This is a genomic window from Arthrobacter sp. DualSoilB13, assembly GCF_055389195.1.
Map to the genome: position 1 here is coordinate 1,588,415 of NZ_AP035865.1, position 20,393 is coordinate 1,608,807.

Below are 20,393 nucleotides of genomic sequence, written 5' to 3' on the forward strand. Positions count from 1 at the left end.
GGCGCTATGACTCAGATCACCCCTGAGGCGCTGCCCGCAGAGCTTCACAAAGCCGCTGACACCGCCATCCGCCTCCTATCAAAGATGGAAGAATCCTCGGTCGCTGAACCGTCGGAACTGCCGGGGTGGACCCGTGGCCACGTCCTCGCTCACCTTGCGGGAATTTCCAAGGCAATGACCCGGCAGCTGGAGTACGCGCGCCGCGGCGAAACGGTGGAACTGTACGACGGCGGCATGGACGGCCGTACGAAGGCGATCAACCTGGCGGCAGGGCACAGTCTCGCGCAACACACCGAGTCTGTCACCGCTGCGATCGGGGCCGCCATCGACGCGTTTGATGCCTTGGGTCCGGACGATTGGCAGGCGCGGATCGCCTACAGGGACGGGACAGTGTTCGACGGCGGGCTGGCGCTGTGGCGCGAACTGACCATCCATGCTTCGGACCTAAGCGTGGGGTTCGGACCGGAAACGTGGAGCAGGCCTTTCTGCGAACACCTCATCGGGTTCCTCGCCGCACGTGTCCCGGAGTCCTACAAATTTGTCCTGCAGCCCACGGGTCTTCCCCCAAGGAGCGTCGGCACCGGAGGCACTTCCATAGCCATCACCGGCATGCTGACCGACATCGCCGCGTGGCTTGCAGGCCGCGAACCCAGCCTCGGAAGCCTCAGGGCCACTGCAGCCGCTGATGGAGTGGACCTGCCGGAGCTCCTGCCCTGGCCAGCAGCGCAGCCCGGGGCCCGCTAAATCCCAGTCGCTCTCTCACGTCCGTCGTGTCTTGGGCGGTCGCTCTCTCACGTCCGTCGTGTCTTTGCCGCTGCTGCCCGCCACAAGTGCATGGTGGCATAGGAGCGCCAGGGGCTCACTTCGCGGAAGTCGGTACTGAGCCCTGCTGCGGCGGGCAGGACCTTCAACCCGTTTCGTACTGCGGCATCATTGGCCAGGAAGACGTCGGGAGCTCCAAGCACCCGCATAGCGACATAGCCCACCGTCCACGGTCCCACGCCGGGCATCGGGAGAAGCTTCCGGGCGAGGCTGTCGAGGTCGTCGCCGTACCCGAAGTCGAGGGCCCCACTGGCCATTGCTTCGGCGGCAGCAACAATGGAGTCGATCCGGCGCTGTGGTCCACGGAGGAGTCCCCGGCCGTGTTCGGCGAGTTCGGCCGTCGTCGGGAACAATCGCTCCAAGCCGGGGGAGGTGCCATCAACAGCGGACCCGGCCACTGACAACTGAGTGAGGGCGGTTCTGGCGGCAGCTACGGTGATTTGTTGTCCGATCATGGCTCGGATCAACAGCTCGTGTGGATCCACAGCGCCCGGCACCCGCACCCCCGGAATTGCAGCGACGCTCGCCGAAAGCCTCGGATCCCTTGCCAGTGCGTTATCGATTGCCTGAGGATCCGCGTCTAAGTCAAACAGCCTCCGGACCCGGCTCAGAAGTGCCTGGAGATCGTGGAGATCCCGCACCGCAGCTGTGAGTTGCAGCGGCCTGCCGGGAGCTGAAGGGTTGTACGAGACAGACAACGACGCGCTGCCCCGCGGCAGGCGCAGCGTGCGGGCATAGGTCCTGGTTCCATCCGCCGAGGTACTTGCTGCCTCGATGCCTGGAACCGCCCGAACTGCCAGGAAGTCGAAGATTCCCGGATCAAACGGTTCCCTGTATGGAAGGTTCAGCGTCAGAGCGGCAGGCGCCGCCCCCGAAACCCCGGTGCCCCTGTGCGGGCCGGACTTCGCCGCAGTGGCACGCACCGCCGTCGGGGTCATCGCGAAAACCTCGCCGATGGTGTCGTTGAATTGCCGCACACTGTTAAACCCTGACGCGAACGCAACGTCGGCCAGGAGCATGTCGGTGGAGACCAGCAGCGTCCTGGCGGTCTGTGCCCTGCTTGCCCGCGCCAGTGAGAGAGGACCCGCGCCGAGTTCGTTGCTGAGGATGCGGTTGAGCTGCCGGGCGGAGTACCCCAGACGGCTCGCGAGGCCGTCGACGCCCTCGCGGTTGATCACGCCGTCGTTGATGAGCCTCATGGCGCGGCCGGCGACGTCGGAACGGATGTTCCACGCGGGCGTTCCAGGGACTGCCTCAGGCAGGCATCGCTTGCAGGCGCGGTATCCCGCTTCGTGAGCGGCCGCGGACGTTTCATAAAACGTGACGTTCGCTGCCTTAGGGGTGCGCGCGGGGCACGACGGCCGGCAATAGATGCCGGTGGAGCTGACGGCGGTGAAAAACTGACCGTCAAAGCGGGTGTCGCGGGCGTCGATCGCCCTGTAGCGCTGCCAGAAGTCCATGGCCTAATCCTGACACCCGCCGGAAGCTGCTGCTAGCGGAAATCGGACATAACCGTTCGCCGCATTGTTGCTAGGGTCTGGTCATGAGTTCGTCCATGGACAACGAGGTCAGCGACCCGGCCGCGGTGCGCGCGTTCCTCGAAGGTGACCCCCGTGTCATCGCTCCGCAGATACTCGGCGCGGTACTGACCCACCACTCGGAAGCCGGTCCGGTCTCCGTCAGGCTCACCGAAGTAGAGGCCTACCTTGGGCCGCGCGATTCAGAGCACCCCGACCCCGGCTCCCACACCTTCGGTGGTCCTACCGCCCGGAATGCGCCCATGTTCGGGCCACCGGGATTCCTGTACGTCTACTTCACCTACGGCATGCACTACTGCGCCAACATTGTCTGCGGTCCCGACGGCACGGCGTCAGCCCTTCTCCTGCGTGCCGGCGAGATCGTCGAGGGGGAGGGGCTCGCCGCCCTACGACGGCCGGCATCCAAAGCGCACAAGGACCTGGCCAGCGGACCCGCCAGGCTAGCCTCCGCACTGGGACTTACGACGGCGGACACTGGCCGTGACGCGCTCGCGGAACCGTTCAGTTTGTGGTTGCCCAGGACGCCGGCAGCTGCCGTTGCCAGCGGACCGCGGGTGGGCGTAGCGGGTCCGGGCGGAAGCACTGAATACCCCTGGCGCTTCTGGATCGAGGACGATCCTACGGTGTCCCGCTACAAGGCAGCACGGCCGCGAAACCGGAGCGCCACCAACTGACCTCAGCGCTGGCGGCTCGGCAGAACCTTCGACTTTTTGTGACGCAGTCCGGCGTATGACGTGCACCCCCACGTTTACCAAAATCGCTGTAGAATGGTAGGTCTGTCTTTTGCGATAGGGGTTACGGTTCGATGCACGACGCTGATTTGGTCCATGAGCAGGAATATGTTGCCGGGCTCTATGCCCGGCTCGATGAGCTGCGCGCCGAAAAACGCGCCCAGCTGGCGCAGGTGCGCAAGGCCGGCGCGGTGGGAACCATGCAGAACGTCTCAGAACGTGATGCGTTCGCGGCACTGTACGAAGACCGCCTGGCCCAGCTGGACGCCGTCGACGACCGCTTGGTCTTTGGCCGCCTGGACCTTGATTCCGGTGAGGCGCAGTACATCGGCCGTATTGGTCTTTCCACGGCCGATCTCCAGCGGCTGATGGTCGACTGGCGTGCCCCGGAAGCCGGTCATTTTTACCAAGCCACCGCGTTCGATCGCCAAGGTGTCCGCCGTCGTCGCCACCTGATCCTTCAGGGACGCGACGTTAAGGCGATTGAAGACGACGTCCTGGACGCCGGGATGCTCGCTGACAACGACTCACTCCAGGGTGAAGGCGCGCTGCTGGCCGCGCTCAATTCCAAGCGTACGGGCCGCATGTCGGACATCGTGGGCACCATCCAGTCCGAGCAGGACCGGATCATCCGTTCCTCCATTTCCGGTGCGCTGGTAGTCCAGGGCGGCCCCGGAACGGGCAAGACCGCCGTAGCCCTGCACCGTGCCGCCTACCTGCTCTACACGCACCGCGAGCGGCTCAAGAGCGCCGGTGTTCTGCTCGTTGGACCGTCGTCGTCCTTCATGCATTACATCGAACGTGTTCTGCCGTCGCTCGGTGAGACCGGTGTGGTCATGGCCAGCCTCGGCCGCCTCATGCCCGGCATACATGCCATTCCCGAGGAAGATGCGGACGTCGCGGCCCTCAAAGGCAAGCTGGACATGGCCACCGTGGTGGCAAACGCCGTGGCAAACCGGCAACGGACACCTGCAGAAGACCGCATCCTCGAAGTTGATTCGCGGAAGCTGACACTGACGGTTCGGCAGGTCCGCCGTGCCCGCGAGAAAGCCCGCGCCACAGGAAAGCCGCATAACGAAGCGCGGCTCACGTTCGTCAAGATCCTCCTGCGCGAGCTCACGGAGCAGCTGACGGACCTCGTAGAGGAAGGCAACATCGGCAACAACGCCGATCGCGCCTATCTGGCCGAAGACGTAAGGTCGGCCCGCGACGTTCGCATCGCGCTCAACCTTTGCTGGATGCCGATGACCCCCGAGAAGCTCATTTCCGAGCTCTTCAGCAAGCCGGCCATCCTCGAAGCCTGCACGCCGCACCTGACACCCGCACAGCGTTCGCTGCTTGAGCGCCCCGTGGATGCCCCGTGGACCGAGGCGGACGTTCCGCTGTTGGACGAGGCTGCAGAGTTGCTCGGTGAGCTGGACCCGGCCGCCGGCAGGGGACTGGCCCAACAGGAGGCGGACCGTGCACGCGATCTCGCCAACGCCAAGCAGACCCTGGCCAACATGGAAGCGATGGGCGTGGACGTCCTGGTGACGGCTGAAGAGCTCGCTGAACAGAACCAGGAACGCGAGGGGCGGCTGACCGCTGCCGAACGTGCCACGAGCGATAGGTCGTGGGCTTTCGGCCACATCGTTGTTGACGAGGCCCAGGAACTCTCGCCCATGCAGTGGCGCCTCCTGGTGCGGCGCTGCCCGCTGAAGTCCTTCACGATTGTGGGCGACATCGCCCAAACGAGTGCAGCAGCAGGTGCCAATTCGTGGCAAAGCGCGCTGGCGCCGTCGTTCGGTGACCGCTGGACGCTGGAAGAACTGACCGTCAACTACCGCACACCATCGCAGATTGCAGAAGCTGCCGTTCGCATGGCCAACCGCGCAGGCTTGGTTGTCTCGGCACCCAAGGCCGTCCGCGAAGGCAAATGGTCACCCATCGTGGACCACGTCGAAGCGGACGGCATCGTGAAGCGCTTGGTTGAAGTCCTGCCGGAGGAAGTGGAAGCGATCGACGGCGGCCTGCTGGCTGTTATTGCCGACGGTCCCTTGCTGCCGCAGGCCACTGCTGCGCTGCGCGAGGTCTACGGACGCCGCATCGGCAGCGGCGCAGGCAGTTACCAGCAAGACATCGTGGTGATCAGTCCCAAGGAAGCCAAGGGCCTGGAATTCGACGGCGTTGTGGTCCTGGAACCAGCTGCCATGTTGAACCACGAGCACGGCAAGGTGGGCGACCTCTACGTCGCCATGACCCGGGCCACGCAGCGTCTACGCCTCATCGCAGCCGCACCGGTACCCGCCGGCATCGAGCGCTAGGAAAAACGGACCCCGCAACCGGTGCTAACTTAGATCTCGTGTCACACGTAAACAACCTCGAGTCCCAGCACAACGATCCCGCCTTTGCCAACGTCTGGCAGGAGCTCAAATGGCGCGGTCTGGTTCACGTTTCCACTGATGAAACTGAACTGGAAAAACTGCTCGCCGGGGACCCGATCACGTATTACTGTGGCTTCGATCCCACCGCGCCGTCGCTGCACTTGGGCAACCTGGTGCAGTTGCTGGTAATGCGACGCCTGCAGTTGGCCGGCCACAAGCCGCTCGGCTTGGTGGGTGGGTCCACCGGCCTGATCGGCGACCCGCGTCCGACGGCGGAACGCACCTTGAACACCAAGGACACCGTGGCGGAGTGGGTTGGCTACCTTCAGGGCCAGGTGCGCCGCTTCCTCAGCTTCGATGGCGACAACCCAGCCCGCATGGTCAACAACCTGGACTGGACGGCGCCTTTGAGTGCCATCGACTTCCTCCGCGAGATCGGCAAGCACTTCCGTGTTGGCACCATGCTCCGCAAGGATGCCGTGGCGTCGCGCCTCAGCTCGGACGAAGGCATCAGCTACACCGAGTTCAGCTACCAGATCCTGCAGGGCATGGACTACCTCCAGCTCTTCCGCGACTACGGCTGCGCACTGCAGACCGGCGGCTCGGATCAGTGGGGCAACCTCACCAGCGGAACCGAACTCATCCGCAAGGTGGAAGGCAAGAGCGTCCACGCACTTGGCACGCCGCTCATCACCAACTCCGACGGCACCAAGTTCGGCAAGAGCGAAGGCAACGCCATCTGGCTGGACCCGGACATGTGCAGCCCGTACACGTTCTACCAGTTCTGGCTCAACACGGCCGATGCCGATGTGGTGGATCGCCTCAAGGTGTTCACGTTCCTTTCGCGCGCGGAGATTGAGGCGCTCGGCCAGGCCGTGGAGGAGCGTCCGTTTGCCCGTGAAGGTCAGAAGAAGCTTGCCTTCGAGGTGACCTCCTTGGTGCACGGCGTCGACGCAACCGAGAAAGTCATCGCCGCTTCGGCTGCCTTGTTCGGGAACGGCGACCTCACCGTACTGGATGAGCGGACCCTTGAAGCAGCCACGGCGGAACTTCCCTCCGCGACGATTAGTGCCGACGGCCTGGGCATCATTGACCTCCTGGTTGCTTCGGGTCTGTCAGACAGCAAGTCGGCCGCCCGCCGGACCGTGGGCGAGGGCGGTGCCTACGTGAACAACACCAAAGTGTCCGATCCCGACGCCATCATTGGCCAGGACGAACTGCTTCATGGCCGGTACTTGCTCCTCCGCCGGGGCAAGAAGAACCTGGCAACCATCGAGGTTTCGGCCTAGGTCCTCGTTTCAATCGCGTCACGAAAGGGCCGGCAACCGTTATGGTTGCCGGCCCTTTTCGCGTGTCAGCGGAATTGTTTGCGGGTGAGCGGCTTCGCTGGGGTGGTGCGTGGCGGTTGGGTCGGTGAGTGGGGTTGGGTCGGTGGCGGCGGTCATCCTCTGTGCGCTCGGTCGTTCCTCCCTTGGACGCGCGCTGCCGGATAACCGCGGCCTCCTTCGGTCGCTCTCTCACTTATTTGCTGTTTTTGGGCGTCGCTCGCTCACGTCCGGCGGGTTTGGGGGCGTCGCTCTCTCAGGTTTTGCGGGTTGGGTGGGTGTTCGACGGCGGTGCTTGGGTTTTGGTGTTTGGTTGGCGTGGTGGGGGGTGTGATGGGCTTCACGGGAGGTTTTTGTTGGGGTTGGGGGGTGGTTTGGGGTTGTTTTCTTTGTGTTGGCGGGGTTTTTGGGTGGTGTTGGGGTGGATTTGGTGTGGGGGTTGGGCGCGTGTAAAGTTATTCGAGTCGCCGCCGCTGATGCGGAAAGATAGCGACCGACTCCCTTTCAAATTACCGGTTCCGGTTGTGCTTTTGTGTGCTTCTGGTTGGTGGGGAGGCCTGGATTGTGGTTTGCTTTGTGCGGCTGGTTCGGGTAAGTTTGAAAAGTTGCTCCGGAGCGATCCCGGGCCCCTGTGGGGGTTTGGGTGGTGCCGGTTAGTGTCTGTTGTTTGAGAACTCAATAGTGTGCCAAGTTTGTTGATACCGATTGTTTTATTGATTGGTTGAAATTATGGCTGGATCATTGCGCACCCCCGTGTGTGGTGGTCTGGTTTTCAGCTGGTTTCGAATTTTGTGCAGCCGTGTTCGCCGTTATTTCCGGTGGGTGTGGTTGTGTCTGTTTGATTTGTTTTTCTTCAACGGAGAGTTTGATCCTGGCTCAGGATGAACGCTGGCGGCGTGCTTAACACATGCAAGTCGAACGATGATCCCAGCTTGCTGGGGGATTAGTGGCGAACGGGTGAGTAACACGTGAGTAACCTGCCCTTGACTCTGGGATAAGCCTGGGAAACTGGGTCTAATACCGGATACGACCATTCCACGCATGTGGTGGTGGTGGAAAGCTTTTGTGGTTTTGGATGGACTCGCGGCCTATCAGCTTGTTGGTGGGGTAATGGCCTACCAAGGCGACGACGGGTAGCCGGCCTGAGAGGGTGACCGGCCACACTGGGACTGAGACACGGCCCAGACTCCTACGGGAGGCAGCAGTGGGGAATATTGCACAATGGGCGCAAGCCTGATGCAGCGACGCCGCGTGAGGGATGACGGCCTTCGGGTTGTAAACCTCTTTCAGTAGGGAAGAAGCGTAAGTGACGGTACCTGCAGAAGAAGCGCCGGCTAACTACGTGCCAGCAGCCGCGGTAATACGTAGGGCGCAAGCGTTATCCGGAATTATTGGGCGTAAAGAGCTCGTAGGCGGTTTGTCGCGTCTGCTGTGAAAGACCGGGGCTCAACTCCGGTTCTGCAGTGGGTACGGGCAGACTAGAGTGCAGTAGGGGAGACTGGAATTCCTGGTGTAGCGGTGAAATGCGCAGATATCAGGAGGAACACCGATGGCGAAGGCAGGTCTCTGGGCTGTAACTGACGCTGAGGAGCGAAAGCATGGGGAGCGAACAGGATTAGATACCCTGGTAGTCCATGCCGTAAACGTTGGGCACTAGGTGTGGGGGACATTCCACGTTTTCCGCGCCGTAGCTAACGCATTAAGTGCCCCGCCTGGGGAGTACGGCCGCAAGGCTAAAACTCAAAGGAATTGACGGGGGCCCGCACAAGCGGCGGAGCATGCGGATTAATTCGATGCAACGCGAAGAACCTTACCAAGGCTTGACATGAACCGGAAAGACCTGGAAACAGGTGCCCCGCTTGCGGTCGGTTTACAGGTGGTGCATGGTTGTCGTCAGCTCGTGTCGTGAGATGTTGGGTTAAGTCCCGCAACGAGCGCAACCCTCGTTCTATGTTGCCAGCGCGTGATGGCGGGGACTCATAGGAGACTGCCGGGGTCAACTCGGAGGAAGGTGGGGACGACGTCAAATCATCATGCCCCTTATGTCTTGGGCTTCACGCATGCTACAATGGCCGGTACAAAGGGTTGCGATACTGTGAGGTGGAGCTAATCCCAAAAAGCCGGTCTCAGTTCGGATTGGGGTCTGCAACTCGACCCCATGAAGTCGGAGTCGCTAGTAATCGCAGATCAGCAACGCTGCGGTGAATACGTTCCCGGGCCTTGTACACACCGCCCGTCAAGTCACGAAAGTTGGTAACACCCGAAGCCGGTGGCCTAACCCTTGTGGGGGGAGCCGTCGAAGGTGGGACCGGCGATTGGGACTAAGTCGTAACAAGGTAGCCGTACCGGAAGGTGCGGCTGGATCACCTCCTTTCTAAGGAGCTGCTAACAACTGGTTGCTGTGCCTGCATGGGTGTGGTGGTGGTTGTCAGTGTTGCCCATTGCGCAGGCGTCTGTTCTGCGGTGGGTGCTCATGGGTGGAATATCAACGAATCAAATTTTTTTGGCATGGCCTTTCCTGGTTGTGTCCTGGTGCTAGTACGGCGGTCTGTGTCCCTTTTGTGGGGGTGTGGGTTGTGTGGAACGTGGCTGGGGCGTGGTTGGTGTGGGGTTGTGTTTGGCGCACTGTTGGGTCCTGAGGCAACAGGACCTTTTTGCAGCAATGCATAGGGGGCACTTCTGGTGTTTCTTTTGTTCCTGCTTCCGGTACGGCCGCTCGTGTGCATGGCTCCCCTTTTTTGGTGGGGGTTGTGGTGGGTGGTGGTCTGGTTGACGGGGTTGTTGTTTGAGAACTACATAGTGGACGCGAGCATCTGGAACACACACGCTTTGGTGTGTGTGTTCTTACAGCAATTTCTTATGAATGAACCTGGCCCTTGTGGTCGTGGTTCTCTCGAGTAGATGATGCATGACCGGATGAGAGTCCGGTCTTTGTGTGGTCAAGTTTTTAAGGGCACACGGTGGATGCCTTGGCATTAGGAGCCGAAGAAGGACGTAGGAATCTGCGATAAGCCTGGGGGAGTTGATAACCGAGCGTTGATCCCAGGATGTCCGAATGGGGAAACCCCGCACAACGCTGTCATGGTGATTGTGTGACCCGCATCTGAACACATAGGGTGCGTGGGGGGAACGCGGGGAAGTGAAACATCTCAGTACCCGCAGGAAGAGAAAACAATAGTGATTCCGTTAGTAGTGGCGAGCGAACGCGGATCAGGCTAAACCGTTTCATGTGTGATAGCCGGCGGGCGTTGCATGGGCGGGGTTGTGGGACTTTCCGTTCTGGTTCTGCCGGACCAGTGAGGTGAGGTGCAGGCATAGGTGAACGGTCTTGAAAGGCCGGCCAGAGAGGGTGTGAGCCCCGTAACCGTAATGTTGTGCACGGCCTGGGGAGTATCCCAAGTAGCACGGGGCCCGAGAAATCCCGTGCGAATCTGTCAGGACCACCTGATAAGCCTAAATACTTCCTAATGACCGATAGCGGACCAGTACCGTGAGGGAAAGGTGAAAAGTACCCCGGGAGGGGAGTGAAACAGTACCTGAAACCGTGTGCTTACAATCCGTCGGAGCAGTCTTGTTACTGTGACGGCGTGCCTTTTGAAGAATGAGCCTGCGAGTTAGTGTTACGTCGCGAGGTTAACCCGTGTGGGGTAGCCGTAGCGAAAGCGAGTCTGAATAGGGCGAGTGTAGTGGCGTGATCTAGACCCGAAGCGGAGTGATCTACCCATGGCCAGGTTGAAGCGACGGTAAGACGTCGTGGAGGACCGAACCCACTTCAGTTGAAAATGGAGGGGATGAGCTGTGGGTAGGGGTGAAAGGCCAATCAAACTCCGTGATAGCTGGTTCTCCCCGAAATGCATTTAGGTGCAGCGTTGCGTGTTTCTTGCCGGAGGTAGAGCTACTGGATGGCCGATGGGCCCTACAAGGTTACTGACGTCAGCCAAACTCCGAATGCCGGTAAGTCAGAGCGCAGCAGTGAGACTGTGGGGGATAAGCTTCATAGTCGAGAGGGAAACAGCCCAGACCACCAACTAAGGCCCCTAAGCGTGTGCTAAGTGGGAAAGGATGTGGAGTTGCGAAGACAACCAGGAGGTTGGCTTAGAAGCAGCCATCCTTGAAAGAGTGCGTAATAGCTCACTGGTCAAGTGATTCCGCGCCGACAATGTAGCGGGGCTCAAGTACACCGCCGAAGTTGTGGATTTCACATATTGCCCTAGCCTTCGTGGTTCAGGGGTGTGGAGTGGTAGGGGAGCGTCGTGTGGGCAGTGAAGTCGCGGTGGAAACCAGCGGTGGAGCCTACACGAGTGAGAATGCAGGCATGAGTAGCGAAAGACGGGTGAGAAACCCGTCCGCCGAATGATCAAGGGTTCCAGGGTCAAGCTAATCTGCCCTGGGTAAGTCGGGACCTAAGGCGAGGCCGACAGGCGTAGTCGATGGACAACGGGTTGATATTCCCGTACCGGCGAAAAACCGTCCATGCCAAGCGGGGGATACTAACCGCCCGGAGCCTGCCCTATCACCCTTGTGGTGTGTGGGTTTTGGCCGAGCGCGGGATCTGATCCCGGGAGGTAAGCGTATTAACAGGTGTGACGCAGGAAGGTAGCCGGGCCGGGCGATGGTTGCCCCGGTCTAAGGATGTAGGGTCAGGGATAGGCAAATCCGTTCCTGTGTGTTTCGAGCACGATCCTGAGATCTGATGGGACCCCCGTTCGGGGGGATCCGGTGATCCTATGCTGCCAAGAAAAGCATCGACGCGAGGTTTTAGCCGCCCGTACCCCAAACCGACACAGGTGATCAGGTAGAGAATACCAAGGCGATCGAGAGAATTATGGTTAAGGAACTCGGCAAAATGCCCCCGTAACTTCGGGAGAAGGGGGGCCTGCCCCGTGATGGAGACTTGCTCTCCGTGAGCGGGTGTGGGCCGCAGAGACCAGGGGGAAGCGACTGTTTACTAAAAACACAGGTCCGTGCGAAGTCGCAAGACGATGTATACGGACTGACTCCTGCCCGGTGCTGGAAGGTTAAGAGGACCGGTTAGCCCTTACGGGCGAAGCTGAGAATTTAAGCCCCAGTAAACGGCGGTGGTAACTATAACCATCCTAAGGTAGCGAAATTCCTTGTCGGGTAAGTTCCGACCTGCACGAATGGAGTAACGACTTCCCCGCTGTCTCAACCATAAACTCGGCGAAATTGCAGTACGAGTAAAGATGCTCGTTACGCGCAGCAGGACGGAAAGACCCCGAGACCTTTACTATAGTTTGGTATTGGTGTTCGGAGTGGCTTGTGTAGGATAGGTGGGAGACGTTGAAACCCGGACGCCAGTTCGGGTGGAGTCATCGTTGAAATACCACTCTGGTCACTTTGGACATCTAACTTCGGCCCGTGATCCGGGTCAGGGACAGTGCCTGATGGGTAGTTTAACTGGGGCGGTTGCCTCCTAAAAAGTAACGGAGGCGCCCAAAGGTTCCCTCAGCCTGGTTGGCAATCAGGTGTCGAGTGTAAGTGCACAAGGGAGCTTGACTGTGAGAGAGACATCTCAAGCAGGGACGAAAGTCGGGACTAGTGATCCGGCGGTACATTGTGGAATGGCCGTCGCTCAACGGATAAAAGGTACCTCGGGGATAACAGGCTGATCTTGCCCAAGAGTCCATATCGACGGCATGGTTTGGCACCTCGATGTCGGCTCGTCGCATCCTGGGGCTGGAGTAGGTCCCAAGGGTTGGGCTGTTCGCCCATTAAAGCGGTACGCGAGCTGGGTTTAGAACGTCGTGAGACAGTTCGGTCCCTATCCGCTGCGCGCGCAGGAAATTTGAGAAGGGCTGTCCTTAGTACGAGAGGACCGGGACGGACGAACCTCTGGTGTGTCAGTTGTACTGCCAAGTGCATCGCTGATTAGCTACGTTCGGATGGGATAACCGCTGAAAGCATCTAAGCGGGAAGCTCGCTTCAAGATGAGATTTCCATACACATTATGTGTGAGAGGCCCCCAGCCAGACCACTGGGTTGATAGGCCGGATGTGGAAGCGAGGACTAAAGACTCGTGAAGCTGACCGGTACTAATAGGCCAACAACTTACACCACACAACACACACTGCACGCGTCCACTATGTGGTTCCCGAACAACAACCGTTCGAACCAGGAACCAACAACTAAATACACAACACCACAGTTGTAACCACAGTCTTCCCACCCGGGAAAGCAGACCCCACAAGGGCCCGCACACCCGGGACGGGTAACAGAGTTACGGCGGTCATAGCGTGGGGGAAACGCCCGGTCCCATTCCGAACCCGGAAGCTAAGACCCACAGCGCCGATGGTACTGCACCCGGGAGGGTGTGGGAGAGTAGGACACCGCCGGACAACCATTCACGGAGGAGCCCCGACCACACGGTCGGGGCTCCCCGCATTTAACCCAAACCACCCCACAGCTCTCTGCCTGGGGTGCTGTCTCCCATGGCGGATGAGCGCCGGTGGTGCGAGACGGCTTGGTAGCGTCGCGCTTGTGAGACTTGCCACGGGACGGCCTAAAGGTCCTTCCGGCGTTCGGTGGCTGTGGCGGGGTCGAATAGAATTGAACCAGATATACGAGTCGGTAGCCGAGCGCTACTGGCGGCGTGACAACGAAATAAGGGTTATGAGCGACTACGCACGCGCCAGTGGTCGGCTCGCAACAGGAGGAATCCACCATGGCTGAGCACAACGGCGGCAATCGCGGCGGCAATCGCGGAAACTTCGGAGGGAACCGCGACGACCGCGGTTCGTACCGCCCCAACAACAATTCCGGCGGAGACCCGCGCGGGTTCCGTTCCAGGGAGAACCGGGACGGTAATGATCGTCCGGCCCGTGACGGTGAGCGTCGTCCCTTTAACAGTGACCGCGGGGAGCGGCCTGCCCGTGATGGTGAGCGTCGCTCCTTCGGTGGCGACCGTGACCGTAAGCCCTTTGGCGATCGTAGTGATCGTCCGGCCCGTGATGGCGAGCGACGCCCCTTTAACAATGACCGCGGCGATCGTCCGGCTCGTGATGGTGAGCGTCGCTCCTTTGGTGGCGACCGTGACCGTAAGCCTTTCGGTGACCGTGGCGATCGTCCGGCTCGTGATGGTGAGCGTCGTCCGTTCAATAATGACCGTGGCGACCGTAAGCCCTTCGGCGACCGGCCCGAGCGTGGACCGCGGAACTTTGATGGCCCCCGCCGCGACAACGATGACCGTCGCTCCTTCGGCGGCGACCGCGACCGCAAGCCCTTTGGCGATCGTAGTGATCGTCCGGCTCGTGATGGTGAGCGTCGTCCGTTCAATAATGACCGTGGCGACCGTAAGCCCTTCGGCGACCGGCCCGAGCGTGGACCGCGGAACTTTGATGGCCCCCGCCGCGACAACGATGACCGTCGCTCCTTCGGCGGCGACCGCGACCGCAAGCCCTTTGGCGATCGTAGTGATCGTCCGGCTCGTGATGGTGAGCGTCGTCCGTTCAATAATGACCGTGGCGACCGTAAGCCCTTCGGCGACCGGCCCGAGCGTGGACCGCGGAACTTTGATGGCCCCCGCCGCGACAACGATGACCGTCGCTCCTTCGGCGGCGACCGCGACCGCAAGCCGTTCGGTGACCGTGGCGACCGCAAGCCCTACGGAGACCGGCCCGAACGCGGCGGCGAGCGTCGTTCCTTTGGTGGCGACCGCAACGAACGCGGTGGCGCACGGGAAGAGCGTCCCGCACGCGTTCCTAACGCCAAGGACATCCGCAGCGCCAACCGTCCCGACCGTGAGCGTTCCCCCGAAATTGACGAGGACGTCACGGGCAAGGAACTCGACCGCGCTACGGGTCACCAAATCAAGACCCTCGAGGAGCAGAGCGCAGGTTGGGTCGCAAAGCACCTGGTCATGGCGGGACGTTTGATTGACATTGAGCCCGAGCTCGCCTTCCAGCACGCCCTTGCTGCAAGCCGCCGCGGTGGACGCCTCTCAGTAGTACGCGAAGCGGTAGGTCTGACCGCTTACGCCGCCGGCCATTACGGCGAGGCGCTGCGTGAATTCCGTACCTACCGCCGCATCAGTGGGTCCAACGTGCATTTGCCGGTGATGGCCGACTGCGAGCGTGGCCTTGGCCGCGCTGATCGTGCACTGGACATGGTGCGCTCTCCCGAAGCCCAGGATCTTGACGCTCCGGGCAAGGTTGAGCTCGCTATCGTTGCCTCCGGCGCACGTGCGGACCTCAATCAGCTGGATGCTGCTGTCAGCGAGCTCGAGATCCCACAGCTGGACATCAACCGAGCCTTCTCTTACAGCCCGCGCCTCTTCCGCGCATACGCTGAGGCTTTGAGCGCAGTGGGTCGTACCGAGGAAGCCGATAAGTGGGCCCGCCAGGCGCTCGTTGCTGAGAGCGCCTTGGGTGTTGGCGACTTCGCTGAGCCCGAAATTCTTGACCTTGGCTGGGACGAGCAGGAAGAAGCAGCCGCGCGGAAGCCGCGCTTCGAGAAGCCGGTGCGGGACACCGACGTCGTGAAGCCTGAAACAGAAACGGTCATTGTTGAGGCCGCAGCCGCTGACGTTGAGCACGATGAGGTTGAGCTTGATGATGCGGAGTCTGACTACTTCGAGTCGGATGACGCAGAATCTGACATCGATTCAGCTGAAGACGACGTAGAGGCAAAAGACCAAGATACCGAGAACGAGGGCTCCGACTCCCAGCATGGCTGATTCACTGATCTCACTGTTTGATGCTGTCCTTTCAGATCTGGACGGGGTGGTCTATGCGGGACCGCATGCCATCCCTGGGGCCGTGGAGTCATTGCGGCGTCTCGAAACTGTAGGCGTTGGCCTTGGTTATGTGACCAACAATGCCTCCCGCACTCCGGCTCAGGTTGCGGCGCATCTGCGGGAGCTTGGCGCGCCGGCTGAGGACCATCAAGTGGTCAGTTCCTCCCAGGCAGCAGGGGAGCTTTTGGCTTCCATGCTGCCTGCGGGGGCGCATGTCCTCATCACCGGCAGCGCAGCTTTGGCTCATGAGATCGAATTGGCGGGACTCAAGCCCGTGCACAGTGCCGCCGAATCTCCGGTAGCCGTCGTCCAGGGTTTCAACCCGGAGATCGGCTGGAAGGATCTCGCGGAGGCGTCGTATGTTGTGGCCGGGGGAGCCATGTGGTTTGCCACCAACACGGACATGTCCATCCCGCAGGCCCGCGGCATGGCCCCTGGGAATGGAACGCTTGTTGCCGCTGTGGCGGCTGCCACGGGAAAGACACCTGTGGTGGCCGGCAAGCCGGAAGCCCCTCTGTTCCATGCAGCGGCCAAACGGCTTAAGGCCGACCGTCCGCTGGTTGTGGGCGACCGTTTGGACACCGACATCCTGGGCGGCAACCGTGCAGGATTTGCGACGGCGGCCGTCCTCACCGGGGTGGACACCACCCACACCATCATTGCTGCACGAACGGATGAACGTCCGGACTACCTCCTGGCGGACTTGGAGGGCCTGTACGCGCCGTATCCGGAGGTTGTCAGCGACGCCGGTACGTTCCGTTGTGGTGCGGCATCTGCAGTTGCCGGGGATGGCACCGTGACCGTCACAGGAGACGAGGCCGATCTCGACGCTTGGCGGGCGGCATGCGCGGCGTGGTGGGCAGCTGTTCCGGACACGGACGTGGCGCAAACGCCGCAGCTGGTGTGGCGAAATCACTAGACTGGTGCGATGACCGACCCCCAACAGTCCGATGCGGAACATCCCGATCCGGAACCACCCGCAGTCCAGTGGCCTGACACGGCGAGCCCCACGGGGGATCCCCTGGTGGACAGGGCCCTCGGCCTGCTGGACGGCGTAGCGGAGTCACCCGTGCCGGACCATGGGGAGCTGTACACCGGCATCCATGACGCCTTGTTGGAAGCTTTGGACGCGGAACCCGGGCTTCCGGCAACCCCGAAGAGCGGCTCGCGCCCGGAAGGCGACAGTTAACGAATGCCAAGACTTGATCAGGAACTCGTCACCCGTGGGCTGGCGAGGTCGCGTACGCATGCCGCCAAACTCATCAGTGATGGCAAGGTCAGCTCGAACGGTCACGTCCTCGTCAAAGCCGCACATCAGGTGGATGCGGAGACGGAGCTGGATGTCGAATCCCATCTGGAGGACATTTACGTGAGCCGTGCCGGGCACAAGCTGGCCGGCGCGCTGAAGGCGTTCCCCGCCGTCGTGGTTGCCGGTAAGCGGTGTCTCGACGCCGGTGCCTCCACAGGCGGTTTCACTGACGTTCTGCTCCGGCAAGGTGCCGCCCAGGTGGTGGCGGTGGATGTGGGGCACGGCCAGCTGGTGCCGCACCTTCGGGAGGACCCCAGGGTGGAGGTCCATGAAGGCCTCAACGTCAGGTACATGACACCGGAGCAGATCGGTGGCCCGGCGACGTTGACGGTGGCTGACTTGTCGTTCATTTCCTTGACGCTGGTCCTGTGGCCACTTGCACAATGCACCGAGCCGGGCGGTGACATGGTCCTCATGGTCAAACCACAGTTCGAGGTTGGCAAGGAACGCCTAAGCCGAACCGGTGTGGTGTCCTCCGAGAATGAACGCCGGCGGGCGGTGGCCCAGGTTGCCCGCGCTGCAGTGGACGCAGGCCTGGAACTTCAAGACCTTGCGGCCAGTCCGCTGCCGGGCCAGGACGGAAATGTTGAATACTTCCTGTGGATGAAGCGCAGTATGTCAGCGGTGTTGCCTAAGATCGAAGAGCGGGACGAGGACGTTGCTGCGTTGATCAAGAAACTCTGGCCGAACCACTAGAAAGCAGATCCGATGAGCAGGCGTGTACTTGTCCTTGCCCACACAGGGCGGGAGGAATCGCTCCGCGCAGCGTGGGATGCCTGTACGCAACTGCATTCCTCCGGCCTGGTTCCCGTGCTGCAGAAATCCGAACTTGCAGATATTGAACGATTCTTCGGCGCCCTTGATACGCCTATCGAGATCCTCAACGATCACGTCAATCTTGAGGACGTGGAGCTGGTGATGGTTCTCGGCGGGGATGGCACCATCCTGAGGGCTGCCGAACTGGTGCGCGAGGTTGACGTCCCGCTGCTGGGCGTCAACCTGGGGCATGTGGGCTTCCTGGCGGAAAGTGAACGCGCCGATCTGGCCCAGACCGTGGAGTGGATCGCCAGCCGCCAGTACACGGTGGAAGAACGCATGACAATCGATGTCCAGGTGTGGGTCAAGGGCCAGAAGATTTGGCACACGTGGGCTTTGAACGAAGCTGCCATCGAGAAGGCCAACCGGGAACGGATGCTGGAAGTTGTCACCGAGGTGGACGAGCGTCCTTTGACGTCGTTCGGCTGTGATGGTGTTGTCCTCGCTACGCCCACCGGTTCCACAGCCTATGCTTTCTCTTCAGGAGGGCCCGTAGTGTGGCCTGAGGTCGAAGCATTGGTCATTGTTCCCATCAGTGCACATGCGCTTTTTGCCAAGCCCTTGGTGGTGTCCCCGCGTTCCAAGCTGGCCGTGGAAATCATGAACCGGACCGACGCCACCGGAGTTCTCTGGTGCGATGGCCGTCGTTCGGTGGATCTGCCGCCTGGAGCCCGTGTTGAAGTAACGCGCTCGGCCACCCCGGTGCGCCTGGCCCGGACCCACAAGACGCCGTTCTCTGCCCGGCTTGTCCGCAAGTTCCAGCTTCCCATCCACGGCTGGCGTGGCCCGGCCCCTCGGAGCGGCGAAGTCCACACCGGTCCCATCCCCGTCATCCGGACCCTGTCACCGGCTCCTTTGCCCAGTCCCCGGGACTCTGCAACGTCCCAGGACCTGGGGCAAGGTGAGCCATCAGATCCCACGAATGCGAAGTGAACCATGCTTGAAGAACTCCGAATCCGTGACCTCGGCGTCATCACAGACGCAGCCCTGCCGCTAGGCCCGGGCCTCAGTGTCGTCACCGGCGAAACCGGTGCCGGCAAGACCATGGTGGTGACCGCCGTCGGACTTCTTCTTGGTGCGAGATCTGACGCCGGTGCCGTTCGAAGCGGGGCCAAATCCGCCTCGGCCGAAGCTGTGTTGAAGCTTGATCCGGGGCACAGCGCGGTGGAGCGAGCCAAGGAAGCCGGCGGCGAGGCGGAAGAGTTCGACGGCGTTGCTGAACTCCTGCTGGCCCGCACCGTTGGTGCTGACGGACGTAGCCGTGCTTATGTTGGCGGGCGAGCGGCACCAGTGGGAGTGTTGGCCGAGCTGGGCGAAAGTCTGGTGGTAGTCCATGGGCAGTCGGACCAGATCCGGCTCAAGAGCGCTACCGCGCAGCGGCACGCGTTGGACAGGTTTGCCGGAACGTCCCTGGCGAAGACTCTGGGGGAGTACCAGGACCTGTTCAACCACTGGAAGGCTATCCAGTCTGAACTTGATTCGTTGCGCAGGGAAGCCCGCGAGCGTCTGCGCGAGGCTGAATCGCTGGACGCCGCCCTCAAGGAAATTGATGAGGTGGATCCCCAGCCGGGTGAAGACGAAACGCTCAAGGCCGAGGCCGTAAAACTGGCCAACGTTGAAGAACTGCGTTTAGCGGCAGCTGCTGCCCATGAGTCCCTCATTGCCGAGGAATTCGGGGACGCCGGCGACGCAACCACCATGGTGGATGCGGCCAAGCGGACGTTGGAGCATGTGGCTGAGCATGACGAGGAACTCCGTTCGGCAGCAGCCCGGCTGGCGGAGGTGGGCTTCCTCCTCAATGACATCGCCGCCGAGCTCTCCAGTTACCAGGCGGCCCTGGACACCGAAGGCCCTGAGCGGCTCTCCGAAATAGAGGAACGCCGGGCTGCCCTTGCCAAGCTGATCCGCAAGTATGCCCCGAGCATTGATGAAGTGCTTGAGTGGGCGGCTACTGCGAGGACCCGCCTTGATGAGTTGCAGGATGACTCCACTCGCATCGAATCCTTGGACGCCGAGGTTGCTTCTGCGGAGGCAACGCTGCGCAAGCTGGCGGCGGGCATCACCAAGGCCCGGCTCAAGGCGTCGAAGGACCTCTCAGCCCGGGTCAGTGCCGAGCTGAAGGCTCTGGCGATGGCTGACGCCACCTTGGTCATCGAGGTGGACGGGAGCGGCCCGCTGGGCCCCTGGGGCACTGATGAGATCGCTTTTCTCCTCCAGCCCCACTCCGGTGCTCCGGCGAGGCCCCTGGGCAAGGGGGCCTCCGGCGGTGAACTGTCCAGGGTCATGTTGGCCATTGAGGTAGTGCTCGCCGCAGTGGATCCCGTCCCGACGTTCGTCTTCGATGAGGTGGACGCCGGGGTGGGTGGGCGGGCCGCCGTCGAAATTGGACGCAGGCTGGCGATGCTCGCCCGGCACGTCCAGGTGCTGGTGGTGACCCACCTGCCGCAGGTGGCTGCCTTCGCGGATCAACATATCCGCGTGACCAAAACGTCCGTGCGCGGCGCTGACGGGAAGACCACCACCGGCTTCACCTCCAGCGACGTGCAGCTTCTCAGCGACGATGAGCGGGTCAAGGAGCTTGCCCGCATGCTGGCCGGCCAGGAGGATTCCGAGAGTGCGCAGGCGCATGCCCAGGAACTGCTGGATGACGCAAAGCTTTTACCGCAGCGCGCCTAGTGTCTTTGGGGGAGTGCGGGTGTTTTGGTGGAGTGCGACCACCATCACATCGGTGCACTTA

At 61.6% G+C, this 20,393-nt stretch carries 12 protein-coding genes and 3 rRNA genes; 13 read left to right on the forward strand and 2 right to left on the reverse strand.

Translation table 11 applies throughout. The features are described from left to right. The first annotated feature begins 6 nt into the window (after positions 1-6). On the forward strand, positions 7-744 hold the full coding sequence (locus tag ACZ5J0_RS07395; RefSeq protein ID WP_464094501.1) for a maleylpyruvate isomerase family mycothiol-dependent enzyme: 738 nt from the start codon (positions 7-9) through the stop codon (positions 742-744). 47 nt (positions 745-791) lie between these two features. On the opposite strand, the gene ACZ5J0_RS07400 is transcribed toward ACZ5J0_RS07395, so the two are convergent. Next, positions 792-2,282, reverse strand: coding sequence for an AlkA N-terminal domain-containing protein (locus tag ACZ5J0_RS07400; protein WP_464097218.1), 1,491 nt, complete (start codon positions 2,280-2,282; stop codon positions 792-794). Positions 2,283-2,365: 83 nt separating this feature from the next. Here ACZ5J0_RS07400 and ACZ5J0_RS07405 point away from each other — a divergent pair, with 83 nt between their 5' ends. From ACZ5J0_RS07405 to rrf, 6 genes are all read left to right on the forward strand, one after another. Next, entirely contained in the window at positions 2,366-3,034 is a 669-nt protein-coding gene (locus ACZ5J0_RS07405; RefSeq protein WP_464094502.1) for a DNA-3-methyladenine glycosylase, read from the forward strand. Between the two features lie 131 nt (positions 3,035-3,165). Continuing rightward, a complete protein-coding gene (locus ACZ5J0_RS07410) occupies positions 3,166-5,394 on the forward strand; it encodes a HelD family protein (RefSeq protein WP_464094503.1) in 2,229 nt (742 codons plus the stop codon). Between the two features lie 38 nt (positions 5,395-5,432). Next, the gene (tyrS, locus tag ACZ5J0_RS07415) at positions 5,433-6,743 is read left to right on the forward strand and encodes a tyrosine--tRNA ligase (RefSeq protein WP_142939583.1); all 1,311 of its coding nucleotides are present in this window, start codon (positions 5,433-5,435) and stop codon (positions 6,741-6,743) included. 889 nt (positions 6,744-7,632) lie between these two features. Then, positions 7,633-9,153, forward strand: a 16S ribosomal RNA gene (locus ACZ5J0_RS07420). A 563-nt stretch (positions 9,154-9,716) separates the two neighbouring features. Beyond that, a 23S ribosomal RNA gene (locus ACZ5J0_RS07425) occupies positions 9,717-12,857 on the forward strand. A 161-nt stretch (positions 12,858-13,018) separates the two neighbouring features. Continuing rightward, positions 13,019-13,135: ribosomal RNA gene (gene rrf / locus ACZ5J0_RS07430) — 5S ribosomal RNA — on the forward strand. Together the 16S, 23S and 5S rRNA genes form the textbook arrangement of a ribosomal RNA operon. 272 nt (positions 13,136-13,407) lie before the next feature. On the opposite strand, the gene ACZ5J0_RS07435 is transcribed toward rrf, so the two are convergent. After that, on the reverse strand, positions 13,408-14,604 hold the full coding sequence (locus ACZ5J0_RS07435) for a hypothetical protein (RefSeq protein WP_464094504.1): 1,197 nt from the start codon (positions 14,602-14,604) through the stop codon (positions 13,408-13,410). 51 nt (positions 14,605-14,655) lie between these two features. Between ACZ5J0_RS07435 and ACZ5J0_RS07440 the strand changes: the two genes are divergently transcribed. The 6 genes from ACZ5J0_RS07440 to recN are packed head-to-tail and all read left to right on the forward strand — an operon-like array spanning position 14,656 to position 20,332. After that, positions 14,656-15,471: a hypothetical protein gene (locus ACZ5J0_RS07440; protein WP_464094505.1), complete on the forward strand. Its 816-nt coding sequence runs from the start codon at positions 14,656-14,658 to the stop codon at positions 15,469-15,471. Next, entirely contained in the window at positions 15,464-16,450 is a 987-nt protein-coding gene (locus ACZ5J0_RS07445; protein WP_464094506.1) for an HAD-IIA family hydrolase, read from the forward strand. Before ACZ5J0_RS07440 ends, ACZ5J0_RS07445 begins: the two co-directional genes overlap by 8 nt. A gap of 9 nt (positions 16,451-16,459) precedes the next feature. Continuing rightward, a complete protein-coding gene (locus tag ACZ5J0_RS07450) occupies positions 16,460-16,720 on the forward strand; it encodes a hypothetical protein (RefSeq protein WP_142939581.1) in 261 nt (86 codons plus the stop codon). Between the two features lie 3 nt (positions 16,721-16,723). Further along, entirely contained in the window at positions 16,724-17,536 is an 813-nt protein-coding gene (locus ACZ5J0_RS07455; protein WP_464094507.1) for a TlyA family RNA methyltransferase, read from the forward strand. A gap of 12 nt (positions 17,537-17,548) precedes the next feature. Then, a complete protein-coding gene (locus ACZ5J0_RS07460) occupies positions 17,549-18,589 on the forward strand; it encodes an NAD kinase (RefSeq protein WP_166842714.1) in 1,041 nt (346 codons plus the stop codon). A 3-nt stretch (positions 18,590-18,592) separates the two neighbouring features. Continuing rightward, the gene (gene recN, locus ACZ5J0_RS07465) at positions 18,593-20,332 is read left to right on the forward strand and encodes a DNA repair protein RecN (RefSeq protein WP_223942264.1); all 1,740 of its coding nucleotides are present in this window, start codon (positions 18,593-18,595) and stop codon (positions 20,330-20,332) included. Positions 20,333-20,393 lie beyond the last annotated feature (61 nt).

Coding starts and splice junctions, on each gene's coding strand:
- ACZ5J0_RS07460 (WP_166842714.1), top strand. CDS start 17,549: ATGAGCAGGCGTGTACTTGTCCTTGCCCACACAGGGCGGGAGGAATCG.
- ACZ5J0_RS07395 (WP_464094501.1), top strand. CDS start 7: ATGACTCAGATCACCCCTGAGGCGCTGCCCGCAGAGCTTCACAAAGCC.
- ACZ5J0_RS07410 (WP_464094503.1), top strand. CDS start 3,166: ATGCACGACGCTGATTTGGTCCATGAGCAGGAATATGTTGCCGGGCTC.
- ACZ5J0_RS07400 (WP_464097218.1), bottom strand. CDS start 2,282: ATGGACTTCTGGCAGCGCTACAGGGCGATCGACGCCCGCGACACCCGC.
- ACZ5J0_RS07440 (WP_464094505.1), top strand. CDS start 14,656: ATGGCGGGACGTTTGATTGACATTGAGCCCGAGCTCGCCTTCCAGCAC.
- ACZ5J0_RS07405 (WP_464094502.1), top strand. CDS start 2,366: ATGAGTTCGTCCATGGACAACGAGGTCAGCGACCCGGCCGCGGTGCGC.
- ACZ5J0_RS07445 (WP_464094506.1), top strand. CDS start 15,464: ATGGCTGATTCACTGATCTCACTGTTTGATGCTGTCCTTTCAGATCTG.
- ACZ5J0_RS07455 (WP_464094507.1), top strand. CDS start 16,724: ATGCCAAGACTTGATCAGGAACTCGTCACCCGTGGGCTGGCGAGGTCG.
- ACZ5J0_RS07450 (WP_142939581.1), top strand. CDS start 16,460: ATGACCGACCCCCAACAGTCCGATGCGGAACATCCCGATCCGGAACCA.
- recN (WP_223942264.1), top strand. CDS start 18,593: ATGCTTGAAGAACTCCGAATCCGTGACCTCGGCGTCATCACAGACGCA.